Below are 13,150 nucleotides of genomic sequence, written 5' to 3'. Positions count from 1 at the left end.
TTCGGGTTTTCTTTGAATGCTGCTTCTAATCCTGCGGAATAAAAGTGAGATCATAATTCTCATTGACGACACGCAAAAGCACTTTGTAAATATACTCTGCAATGGTCTTTTCTCCACTTATATTGATCAAATCCATGGTATCTTCAGGACGATGGTATTCTGGATGACCACCCGTATGCAGGCCGATGGCCGAAATCCCTTCTTTATAGAAAGACACGTGATCAGATCCCCCTACTTCTCCAGCATGCACGACTGGATTCAGCCCCATCTGTATCCCCAGTTCGGTCATCAGCTCCACTCCTCCAGGAAAAGTGCCTGCACCTCCCATATAAATTTGCTTTTCGGCATTTAGCCTTCCGATCATGTCCATATTGATCATAAGCTTCACCCTTTCTTTGGCCACTGGGAGGTTTTCCACAAAATACTTGGAACCTAAAAGCCCTTGTTCTTCAGCGCCAAAAGCCACGAAAATCACACTTCGATCCAGCATATACCTATTCCGCGCCAGCTTTTCGGCAATCTCTAGCAAAGCCGACACCCCACTGGCATTATCATCCGCTCCTGGATGAATCTCATCGCTCTCGGGTTTCTTCGAAGAAGGCCCTCCATGCCCCAAATGGTCGTAATGGGCTCCGATCACCACATACTCCTTTTTATAATGATTGTCATTCCCCTCAATATAACCGACCACATTCCATGTTTTCACTTCCTTGGCTGACTTTCCTTCATCGGCCCTCCTTAATTTGGCTTTGAACTGCTGAAGGTAATCGCCATGGAAGTTTTTAAGGCCATAATGCTCAAATTCTGTACGAATATACTTTACCACCCTTCGGTTACCCGCCGTTCCCGGATACCTCCCCTTCGTCTTAGATGATGTCAAAAAGGCCAAATGCTCCCCTATCTCTTCCTCCGTAATATTTGTATCACTTACTTGGGCTGCCACGGTGCACCCCAAGCAGCTACTGAGTATCGCACATACAATGCTATTAATAAGTATTCTTTTCACGTCAAATGATTTATGCGGTGTGTGTGTCTCGTCAAGAATTCATGTGAAAAACGAACCAAAAGCAGAAAACTTGTGCATTTAAACGGTTGGTTCGTATCACCATCTACTATAGGCCTAGCCTAAACTTTTTTTGCAAGATTAATTATATCACCCTAATATATCCAAATTTTTTAACAGAAAAATTACTGAAATACAATTTTCAGCTAACAAACAACTCATTAATTACAATAAATTAAAGAAATCATCTATTTACCATAATCAACTGATAACATAATATTTCACGTATAAAACACCTGCGATTCCCTTCAAAAACCAAATCGATCCTTGGTATTTGACCATAACAAAAAACAAAAACCAACCTCTAAAACAAAGCCTCAAGTCCTTCGATACTTTCTTCGACTACTATTAAATATACTTTCAAAAACGTCACACATAAAAACTATGACATCATTTGTATATCAAAGGCACTATTTCCAATATAAATCCCTTAGATTCGCTAACGATAATTTCAATAAACGCATTTCGGTTCCTACCATCCACGTTGCTTCATACACCCCGTTAAGGACAAAATCCCAAACAGGTGTTTTTCACTTTATCTAAAATATTTTACTATTATTAGGGGCTTTAATTTATCATTAACCCAAAAAATCATTAATGCGGCAAGCTTTACTGACGATATTTATATTGATGGCACTGAGTAAACTCAGCATTGGGCAACGCCAATTGGCCTCTCCTACCATTATTAACTACAACAATCTGGAATATAAAGCAGGGCTGCAAAATTGGTCTACGGTCCAAGACGACAATGGCATCCTTTACTTTGGTAACAACGAAGGACTACTCACATTTAACGGTCAATATTGGAGCCTCCACCAACTTCCCAATCAAACCATAATCAGGTCGGTAAAGCTTGACAAAACGGGAAGAATTTTCGTCGGCGGCCAGGATGAAATTGGATATTTTTCCCCTCGGAAAAACGGAACCCTCCAATTCACTTCCCTAAAAGACCTGATTCCAGAAAATGACAGGAATTTTGCGGATATCTGGAACATTGCGGTGCACAATGATGAAGTGTTTTTTTTAGAAAACACCAAGCTATTTCATTACAAAGGAAATAGCATCCGTGTATATAAAACGGACACTGAATGGAATTACCTAGAGGTGGTAGATGGACAGGTATATGCGCAAGCAGCAGCACATGGATTACTAAGCTTTAACGGGGAAGTTTGGCAACCCGTCCTGCCCCACTCCGGTAATGACTTCCCTGACATCAACGGCATCATCAAATCAGGAAAAGACTCTCTCTTGCTCTCCACTCCAGACCAAGGCCTGTTCCTTATCCATCATAAGACACTATCTCATGTCACCACCAGTTTTGATTCTTTGCTCACGCATCACCGACTAAACTGCATCACACGGATAAACGAAAAATGGATCACGATGGGCACCAAGTCCTCCGGCCTCCTCATCATGGACCAGAGAGGAAAGCTCGTACAGCACTATGCCTACAGGGAAGGGATGCAGACCAATAATGTCCGCAGCATTTTTGTGGACAAGAATAAAGGCCTGTGGCTAGGGCTGGATGATGGCATCGACTATATCGCCATTAATGGAGCCATCAAACAAATCCACCCTGACAAAGACAAAAGGGTAACGGGTTACGCTGCCGCTTACCATCACGACCATTTGTACGTCGGAACTGCTGACGGGCTCTATCAATTTGACTTCTCAGAACAAACAGAAGACCTCAGTTATAGTAAAGGCAGGTTTTCCCCAGTCAAATACAGCACAGGCCAGGTATGGAATCTCCAAACCATCAATGACCAGTTGCTTATGGCCCATGAAGATGGTGCTTTCTTTATCGAAAACAACACCGCTTTTCAGATTTATCCTGCGCCAGGGACCTGGCTATTTCAGCCGGCCTCGCCCATCCTTCCTAGCCATGATGTCTTTATAGGCACCTATACGGGGCTTTACCAAATAGCCTATCAGTCCGGAGCTTTCGGGCATCACCGTGCTCTTGAGGGATTTTCAGAATCATTGCGCTTTATGGTGATGGATTACCAAAACAACCGCATTTGGGGCTCTCATCCCTACAGGGGAATCTTTAGGCTAGACCTCTCCTCAGATCATTCCAAAATTACAGCGACGAAGGTCTATACCGCAAAGGAAGGCTTACCCTCAGACTTATATAATTATATCTACAGGATAAAGAATAAAATTGTGGTCGCCACCGAAGATGGTATTTACGAATACGATGGACAGGAAGACCGGTTCATCCCATCCCAAATCGTCAATAGAACCCTAAAAGGCACCAGCTTACAATATCTAAAAGAAGATGGTGAAGGAAACATCTGGTACGTTTCAAATAAAAACGTAAGTGTGATAGATTTCACCCAATCCACTGCGGAACAGCCATTCACCATCACCCACCTACCTGAACTATCCGGAAAAGTAGTCGGTGGACATGAAAGCATTTACCCTATAGACCAACAAAATATTTTAATTGGTGCAAACAAAGGGTTTTTCCACATCAATTTTGAGAAATACCGCAAAAACATCACCCCTCCCGACGTGCTCATCGGTGAAGTGAGCCTGTTTGGCAAAAAGGACAGTGTACTTTTTGGTGGCCACAAACCATTAGCGGCTGCCCAAACCGACGATGCCCCTTCTGTCCCTTCTTCTTGGAATTCCTTCCATTTTGAGTTTTCGAGCACACTTTTTGGCCAATTCAGCACCATAGAGTACTCTTATATGCTAGAAGGCTTTGATCGCTCTTGGTCCCATTGGAGTGGTAAAAGCGAAAAAGACTACACCAATTTACCCGCAGGCCAATATTCCTTCAAGGTAAAATCAAGAAACAACCTGGGAAATGAGTCTCGTGTTAGCACGTACACCTTCACCGTTCTCCCTGCTTGGTATAACACCCTCTGGAGCTATATATTGTATCTGCTGATCTTAAGTGGGATCATTTACGTGGTACTGAAATGGCAAAAGAAAAAACACTTAAAGGAACAGGCTCATCTAAAGCATTTTCACCAGTTGGAATTGGATAAAAATGAAAAGGAAATCGTAAAGCTCAAAAACGATAAGCTTCGAGCAGACATCAACTTCAAAAACCAAGAGCTCGCCTCCACCACCATGCACCTGGTCCAACGGGGAAAGGTGCTTACCAAAATCAAAGAGGAACTCATGGTATTGGGCAAAAACCATAAACTGGAAAACGAGTCCACCGATTTTAAACGTCTCCTTAAGCTCATCAGCGAGGTGGAGCGAAGTGATAGTGACTGGGACCGTTTCTCCATACATTTTGACCATGTCCATTCCAACTTCCTGAGCATTCTAAAAGAAAAGTTTCCTGAGTTGACGCCAAACGAGCTCAAGCTTTGCGCTTTTCTAAAAATGAACCTTTCCTCGAAAGAGATCGCCCAACTACTGAGCATATCCCTCAAAGCCGTAGAGGTGGGCAGGTACCGATTGCGTAAAAAACTCCAACTTTCACCGGAAACGAATCTCTTTGACTTCTTGGTCCAGACCACGGGCTCCTCCGATCAAACACCCCCTCCCCATCCACAAAACCAATAAACCTGAGTTCGATTTTAAAACAGGGCTATTTGGTTAGTTTGGACTGTTTGGTATTTGATTGCGGGCTTTTTAGGGAAAAATGAGTAGGCAATGAGTCCTGAAATCATGTTGGTGATGAAATTTCCAAAAGAGCGGTGCCTGGAATGTTCGATCTGACACATGTTTTTCAATTCATCATTTACCGTTTCAATAACAGATCGTTTTCTGAGCATGATTTTGTCCTTCATTTCCATAAGGACATTCTTCATATTATTCCTAATATTGGCAATTAGGTGAAGCCCGTCTGAAAACAACAATTCGGTCAAATCCTTTGAAACATAGCCTTTGTCCGCATATAATTTCCCCTTTAGGTTATTTACGAAACTTTTGTTCCTAAGCGGCTCCCTGTCATCAACATTGGCCTGGGTGACCACAAAGTTTAACAGCTCCCCTTTGTCATTGATGACCAGGTGGAGCTTGAAGCCGAAGAAATATCCCATGGTGGATTTGCCCACCTGGGCAATATCTTTGAAAACCTTGTTCCTTTTTATCCTTTTGTTTTTGCATACCCTGATCGGAGTTGAGTCGATAAACGCAATACCTGTCCCCTCTCCTAAACAACAGGTTTTCAGGAATATAGTCATCGGAAGGGTGGCGGATTGCATCAGTTCAACAAACCTGTTGTAGGAAACGGTCTGGGGGAAAAGGTGTTTTTTATGGACTTTGATAAAATAGAGATAAAAGTGTTTCATGTTTCGGAATCCCCCGGTATGGAACATCACCATAATGGTAATGACTTCGCTCAGGCTCATTCTGGGCCTTCTCTTGGGCCTGTTTCCAAGAATATGTTTTTCAGTGGATTTTTCAAATTGGATGCAGAATTCATCGATAAGATAGAAAATTTCGGTAATTTTGGAGTCAGTTAAGGTCATGTTTTAGTAGTTAATGTATTGAACTTCAACACTTTAATATAACGAAAAAACATGGCTTTTTCTATGTTTCTAATTATAGTTTTTAATTAAATACATAGAAAATATTATCTATATATGTGAATTTTTTTATAAAATAAATTTTAACATTAATTTTTGTGTTATTCTTGCTTGAACGTTTCTTGGCGGACAATTTATGGGGAATTATTAATCGAACTCAGGTAATAAGCATTTTTTTTGCTCCAGAATCCTAGTGTAGTACACATGTAGTGCCTCAAATGGCCTGAAAAGGCCATTTTCAATTATTTTGTAGGGGTTATGTAGGGGTATTTTATTTCTCCCACCCTCTTCCTTCACCTACCTTTGGCAACAGGTTTTAGCCTAACACAGGACCTAAAGCCGATGAATAAATTATAAAATAACCTAACCCAGAAACCTATGGAAAGAAGAATTACCATTTTCTTCATTTCCTGTCTTCTCCTCCTGCCCATGCTAAGCTATGCGCAGAACAATGAGATAACAGGTAACGTAACCCTTAAAAGTAACGGGGAGCCCCTCCCCGGTGTAGCAGTAATGATCGAAGGTTCCGGCACAGGGACCATTACAGATGTAGACGGAAAATACTCCATCCAAGCCCCCTCAGGAAGTACACTCGTTTTTAGTCTTTTGGGCATGAAGCCACAAAAAGTCACGATCAGTAACCAAACCAACCTCAACGTCCAACTGGAAGAAAACCTCAGTGCGCTGGAAGAAGTCGTCGTGGTTGGGTATGGTGTACAGAAAAAAAGCGTCGTCACCGGAGCCATTTCCAGTGTAAAAGCCAGTGATTTAGAAAGTATGCCCATCAACCGGGTAGAACAGGCCCTCCAAGGACGTACCTCAGGACTTACCATTGCCTCCAGCTCTGGCCAACCCGGTTCGGGGGCCACGGTACGGGTTCGTGGCTTGACCACCTTTGGCAATAACGACCCGCTATGGGTAGTCGACGGAGTAGTGGTGGACAACGGCGGAATTGGCTACCTGAACCAATCCGACATCGAATCCATCGAAGTACTCAAAGACGCCGCTTCCCAAGCCATTTATGGTGCCAGGGCTGCAGCCGGAGTGATCCTTGTCACGACCAAAAAAGGTGAAGCTGGCAAAATTCGAGTCAACTACAACGGCTATTACGGCACCTCTGCCCCAGCGAAGAAGCTGGACCTCCTGGATGCCAGCCAATATGCCATGATCCGAAATGAAGCGGCCACTAACGCGGGCAACACCGCTCCATTCTCAAATCCGGCAAGTTATGGCGCTGGCACAGATTGGCAGGACTTGATCTTTAACAACAGTGCCCAAAGACAAAACCATGAATTGAGTATCAGTGGTGGTAACGAAAAATCCACTTTTTATACATCTTTTGGCTATTTGGACCAGGAAGGCATTGTCGCCAGTGAAATTTCAAAGTACAAAAGAATCAACTTCCGCTTAAATTCGGAGCATCAACTTGCCTCATGGCTAAAAGTGGGCCAAAACCTTGGCTATGCCCATGACAAATCCATCGGGCTGGGAAACACCAACAGTGAATTTGGCGGACCGCTCAGTTCTGCCATAAACCTGGATCCGATGACCCCGGCAATTATCTCAGATCCCAACATTGCCGGTCAGCCGCCGTACAGCACCAATCCTGTCATACGCGATGCCATGGGCCGTCCATACGGAATTTCCACCATCGTGGCCCAGGAGATGACCAATCCACTTGCTTACACCCAAACACGCTTGGGCAATTACAGCTGGTCGGATAATTTTGTAGGGAACGTTTATGCGGAAGCCGAGCCCATCAAAGGACTTAAGTTGAGGTCAACATTAGGCGCCAAACTTTCCTATTGGGGAAGCGAATCATTTACGCCCATCTTCTACTTAAACGCCACCACTGTTTCTAACCAAACCAACTTTACCCGCAACCAAAACAGAAGGTTTGACTGGAACCTGGAAAACACCATATCCTACTCCAAGGCAATCGATCAGCACAATTTCACCGTTCTGCTAGGGCAAGGAGCTTATTTGGACAATCGGGGAAGAAGCGCAACAGTAACGTTCTTCAATGTCCCGGCAAACAACTTCGAGGACGCATCCCTAAACTTCAAAGTCCCCAATGACCAGCGAAATGCGGATGGCTCAGAAGGAGCGGGGCATACGGTAAGTTCTCTTTTTGCACGAGCCAATTACAATTATACCGAAAAGTATCTCTTGGAAGCACTGGTGCGAAGAGACGGCTCCTCTCGGTTTGGGCCAAACAACCGCTACGGCATCTTCCCTTCCTTTTCCGCAGGCTGGGTGATCACGCAAGAAGCATTTTGGCCGACCAATCCCGTAGTGGACTTCCTGAAAGTCCGGGGTGGTTATGGGATCGTCGGTAACGACAATATTGGCGATTTCGCCTTTCTTTCCACCATAGGAAGCGGAAGGAATTACACCATCGGAAATACTGGCAGCTATGTCATTGGCTATAGCCCCAATGCCCCTTCCAATCCTGACCTGAAGTGGGAAGAAACCAGCCAAGCAAACATCGGTTTTGAAGCGACGCTTTTCGGCGATTTCAACATCACTTTTGATTGGTACAAAAAAGTCACCAAGGGCATCCTCCAAAACCCTCGAATTCCCGGTTATGTGGGCGCCATCTCCAATCCAGCTGCCAATGTAGCAGACATGGAAAACAGGGGCGTGGAACTCGAACTTGGCTATAGAAAGATGCTTGGAGAGCTAGAATTATCCTTAAACGGGAACATTTCTTACCTGGAAAACGAAGTCACCAATCTGGGCACAGACATTTCATATCTCTCGGGAGGGCAAAGCTTCCAGGCAAGTTCCTACCCCATCACCAGAACGGCGGTCGGACAATCCATGAATTCCTTCTATGGATTCCAAACGCAAGGAATCTTCCAAACCATCGAAGATGTCGAAAACTATACCAATACGGATGGTGAAATGATACAGCCCAATGCCCAACCGGGAGATTTTATTTGGGCGGACCTAAACAAAGATGGTCAAATAACGGAAGCAGACAGGACCTTTATCGGTAACCCTACCCCTACCTGGTCTTACGGTTTTACGGCCAACTTCCAATGGAATAACTTTGACTTGGTATTCTTCGGTCAAGGGGTTGCAGGGAATAAAATTTTCCAAGGACTACGACGTCTCGACATCAGCAACGCCAACTGGCAAACAGAAGTGCTGAACCGATGGACGGGACCGGGCACTTCCAATGACTACCCAAGGATCGTAGAAGGTGACCCCAATAAAAACTTCAACAACCCTTCTGACTTCTACCTTGAGGATGGAGATTATTTCCGGATCAAAACCCTTCAGCTGGGATATACACTTCCGAAAAATCTAATCAGTAAAGTGGCTATGAACCGGGCACGGGTTTATGTCATGAGTGAAAACCTCGCCACATTCACTAAATACTCAGGATACGATCCTGAGATTGGTGGTGGCGTGATGAGCATTGACCGCGGCATCTATCCGCAGGCCAGATCTTATATGTTAGGTGTTCAAATCGGCTTTTAAAACCCAAAATACGATCAATCATGAAATCATATAAAAATAATATAATCGCATCAGCAATGGCCCTGCTTACCCTGGGGGCCTGCAGTGATTCCTTTCTCGAAATTCAGCCAAAAGGCACCAACCTAGAGGCGAACTACTATCAGAATCAACAAGAAGCCTACAATGGACTGGTGGCCATTTATGATGTAGTGGGATGGACAGGCAATGGTTTTGTCACCAAGCAAAATGCCCTAAACGCTGCTTCCGACGACCATTATGCTGGCGGTGGAGGCCCTACCGACATCACCCCATTGCAGGTATGGTCAAACTACACCCTCGACCCTGCCACGGGACCCCAAGGAGAATTATGGAGCAAAGGATTTTCTGGCGTATTCAGGGCTAACGTATTACTGCAGAAACTCCCCGAAGTCCCAATGGATGAAAACCTAAAGGCAAGGTATACAGCAGAAACCCAATTCTTAAGGGCCTATTTCTATTTTGATCTGGTAAGATTATTTGAAAACATTCCCTTGCTGACTTCTCCGGTACCTACCAGTGAGATGTATGATGTGCCGCAGACCGATCCTACCACAGTTTACCAGCAAATAGAAAGCGACCTTCATGCCGCCATCCAAACCCTTCCCGCCACAGTGGATTTGGCCACAGAAGCAGGAAGGGCTACCATTGGCATGGCCAGGGCATTACTTGGGAAAGTATACCTCCATCAGGAAAAGTTTGACCTTGCCGCGCAGGAATTTGCAGCGGTCAATGGAACCCCCGGAGAAACCAGTCAGTATGGATACAAGCTGTTGGACAATTTTGCCGACTTGTGGGTTGTCGACAATAAGTTCAACAGCGAATCCATATTTGAAATCAACTTCACCAATCAGTCAAACGGCGATTGGGGATGTGTAGGCTGTACAGAAGGGAACGTGCTAAACATCATGGTCGGTCCTAGGGGATACAATGCCATCAGCCCGGATGCTCCTGACTTTGTTTCCGGCTGGAGCTTCCTGCCCTTTACCGAAGAGTTTTTCAGCACCATCCAAGGTGACCCCCGATCGCATGCCACTGTCGCCAATTTGGATAGCCTAGAAAAAGCCGGTGCAGTCACCTATGAAAAAGGCTACATGAACACCGGTTATTTCTTGAAAAAGTTCGCTGGAAGAGAAGCTGACCGCTCTACGGGAGGTGGCGTGATGGAACTCAATTTCCGTCAAAACATGTACGAAATCCGATTGGCAGACACGTATCTTTTGGAAGCTGAAGCCCTCATTAGAGGAGGTGGTGACAGCGGCCGCGCCCAACAGCTCATGGACGCTGTCCGAGCGCGCGTAGGGCTCTCCCCCATACCGGCGACCTTAGAAAACATCCTTATCGAAAGAAGAATCGAACTTGCAGGGGAAGGCCATAGATGGTTTGACCTTATCCGAAATGGAATAGCTGCAGATGAACTCTCCGAAAAAGGATTTGTATCAGGAAAGCACGAAATACTCCCCATTCCTCTGTTGGAGCTGGACAATACCCTTATCGAACAAAACCAAGAATACGGAGGCACGAAATAACCCTATGCCCAAAGCCCTCATGACCAGAAAACCTGGCGTGAGGGCTATTTTAACCCCATTATAATGATTAAACGATCCAATCTGTTAAGGTTGTTTTTGAGTATTGGTAGCCTTATATTGTTCATGTGTTGCCATTCTGGGAACAATCGGCACCATACAGCATCCTCCTCCAAAGCATCTTCCCATAGGCTAACCCGGCTCTCCGTCGACCAAACGCATATCATCAACGAACATGGAGAAAAGGTAATGCTAAGAGCTGTCGGCCTGGGAGGCTGGCTTCTACAAGAAGGATACATGCTCAACCCTAACGGAGAAGAAATAGGGACACAATGGCAAATGAAAAACCACCTGTACAACCAGGGCGTTTCTCCTGAAAACGTAGAAGCGTTTTATCAAGAATGGCGAGACAATTTTATCACCCAAAAGGATATTGATGACATCGCCTCCCTTGGATTTAACGCTGTAAGAGTCCCCATGCATTATGAACTGTTTCTCACTGCTGCACAGCGCTCATGGAGAAACAAGGCCATACAGGACACTACCCAACTGAAACACTATGTCAACGGCCTTTCCAAATGGCTGGACGAAGGCTCCCTGTTTGCCCAACCTGACCAACTTGAAGGCATCCGACTTTTGGACAAGCTCCTGGATTGGTGTGAAACCAATGAAATGTACGTCATTTTAGATCTTCATGCTGCCCCGGGAGGACAAGGCACGGACGCAAACATTGCCGACATTCTGGTCAAAAACGACCTATGGAAGCGAAAAGACCAGAAACAACGGCTCATCTATCAGGAAGTCACAATAACCCTTTGGAAAATGCTCTCTAAGAAATACATCCACGACGACAGGATTGCTTGGTATGACCTGATTAACGAACCCAATAATATCCCCTCCAATCAACCCATTCATGATCTATTTGACCGTCTGATCACGGCCATCAGGGACCTGGGAGACCTGCACATCATTATGGTCGAGGGCAATGGATGGGGAAACAATTACGACCTAATGGAACCTTCCACCTTCAGGCATTCCGAAAACCTTATCTACAACGCCCATCGCTACTGGATTCCCGTCGAAGAGGACACCGTACCTGATCCAAACCCGAACCAAATCAACCGAATCGTCAACCTCATTGCTTTTAGGGAACGGCATCAAGTACCCGTATGGGTGGGCGAGACAGGAGAAAATGACAACGAATGGCTAAAGCAAAACATTGAAAAACTAGAACAAGCCAATATAGGCTGGTGCCACTGGACGTACAAGCGATTTGACGAGCGTGAAAATGCAGCACTGAGAAGGATTCCTCCTCCATATCCTACGGAAGGCAAATCCGCCATGGAGACCGTTTTACAAAATATCCATTTCAGCAATACCGTTCCAAATAACCAAACGATTCAGGCGGTCGCTCCTAAACCATAAATGCTATCAATTCATGAAAAAAACACTATCAAACCTATTTTACCCCCCTTTGGCCTTTGTAGTAATTGGGCTTTTCCCAATGGCCTGTTCTGGCCAATCTGAAGCCCCTACCCCAAATATCCCAGCACCCAAACCACCACAGGACTTGGGCTGGGAATTTGAAGACACGCCTATATGGCAAGACGAATTTGACTATGAAGGATATCCGAATCCTGATAAATGGGGATACGACACTGGAGGCCATGGCTGGGGCAACAACGAACTCCAATATTATACCGAGACACTGGACAATGCGCGGGTAGGCAACGGTGTATTGACCATTACGGCCAAAAAAGAAACCAAGGAAAACAGTGCCTTTACATCGGCCAGATTGGTCAGTAAAGGCAAAGGTGATTTCCTTTATGGACGTATTGAGGCAAAAGCTCGCCTGCCCAAGGGCAAAGGCACATGGCCTGCCATCTGGATGCTTCCTACCGATTGGGAATATGGCGGATGGCCTGCCTCTGGAGAAATCGACATCATGGAGCATGTCGGCTATGATCAAGGCATCGTCCACATTACCGTCCATACAGAAGCCTTTAACCATAAAAACGGCACGCAAGTGGGCAAAAACCGGATGGTAGAGCATGTCAGCGAGGCATACCACACCTACCGGGTAGATTGGACGCCCTATGCCATCAGGGGTTACATTGATAACAAGCTTCTTTTCACCTTTACCAACGACGGCAAAGGATATCCTTCTTGGCCCTTTGACAAACCCTTTCACATCCTGCTAAATCTTGCCATTGGAGGCGACTGGGGAGGTGCTGAAGGAGTGGATGAAGAAGCTTTCCCTGCCACGTTCAAGATTGACTACGTAAGGGTTTATAAGATGATTGAAAAGTAACATAATCGACCTCTTTATTCTGGATCCCCGTCATATTTCATATTTTGACGGGGATTTTATATTAACCCTGATCTCCTGAAGGGTCTTTTTAGAATTTCCATGATACTTTTATGACTTTCCTTGACAGGTAACAAGCCATCCGTTTGGGGCCTGTCCCTGTATGGCAATGCCAATCCAAGAAGGACCGGCTCAACTATCCCAAACTTTCCAAGGTGAAAAAATCAGTTGTGCCTGATTTGGGATCAAGCCA

7 protein-coding genes are annotated in these 13,150 nt (G+C 45.2%); 5 read left to right on the top strand and 2 right to left on the bottom strand.

Features of this window, described 5'->3' with window-relative positions:
• Positions 1–25 precede the first annotated feature (25 nt).
• Positions 26–1,006 (bottom strand): M28 family metallopeptidase, encoded by a 981-nt coding sequence (locus ECHVI_RS09120; protein WP_015265677.1) that lies wholly within the window; start codon positions 1,004–1,006, stop codon positions 26–28.
• Between the two features lie 654 nt (positions 1,007–1,660).
• Between ECHVI_RS09120 and ECHVI_RS09115 the strand changes: the two genes are divergently transcribed.
• A complete protein-coding gene (locus ECHVI_RS09115) occupies positions 1,661–4,591 on the top strand; it encodes a ligand-binding sensor domain-containing protein (RefSeq protein WP_015265676.1) in 2,931 nt (976 codons plus the stop codon).
• Between the two features lie 14 nt (positions 4,592–4,605).
• On the opposite strand, the gene ECHVI_RS09110 is transcribed toward ECHVI_RS09115, so the two are convergent.
• On the bottom strand, positions 4,606–5,502 hold the full coding sequence (locus ECHVI_RS09110) for an IS982 family transposase (protein ID WP_015264071.1): 897 nt from the start codon (positions 5,500–5,502) through the stop codon (positions 4,606–4,608).
• 435 nt (positions 5,503–5,937) lie between these two features.
• Here ECHVI_RS09110 and ECHVI_RS09105 point away from each other — a divergent pair, with 435 nt between their 5' ends.
• The 4 genes from ECHVI_RS09105 (at position 5,938) to ECHVI_RS09090 (ending at position 12,900) form a co-directional block, all read left to right on the top strand.
• A complete protein-coding gene (locus ECHVI_RS09105) occupies positions 5,938–9,048 on the top strand; it encodes a SusC/RagA family TonB-linked outer membrane protein (protein ID WP_015265675.1) in 3,111 nt (1,036 codons plus the stop codon).
• A gap of 20 nt (positions 9,049–9,068) precedes the next feature.
• On the top strand, positions 9,069–10,592 hold the full coding sequence (locus tag ECHVI_RS09100) for a RagB/SusD family nutrient uptake outer membrane protein (protein WP_041738467.1): 1,524 nt from the start codon (positions 9,069–9,071) through the stop codon (positions 10,590–10,592).
• 63 nt (positions 10,593–10,655) lie between these two features.
• Entirely contained in the window at positions 10,656–12,014 is a 1,359-nt protein-coding gene (locus ECHVI_RS09095; protein WP_015265673.1) for a glycoside hydrolase family 5 protein, read from the top strand.
• A 13-nt stretch (positions 12,015–12,027) separates the two neighbouring features.
• Positions 12,028–12,900: a glycoside hydrolase family 16 protein gene (locus ECHVI_RS09090; RefSeq protein WP_015265672.1), complete on the top strand. Its 873-nt coding sequence runs from the start codon at positions 12,028–12,030 to the stop codon at positions 12,898–12,900.
• Positions 12,901–13,150: the final 250 nt, after the last annotated feature.

The sequence above is a fragment of the Echinicola vietnamensis DSM 17526 genome (assembly GCF_000325705.1).
In the GTDB taxonomy this organism is placed as follows: domain Bacteria; phylum Bacteroidota; class Bacteroidia; order Cytophagales; family Cyclobacteriaceae; genus Echinicola; species Echinicola vietnamensis.
This window is presented reverse-complemented; position numbering and strand designations above follow the sequence as displayed.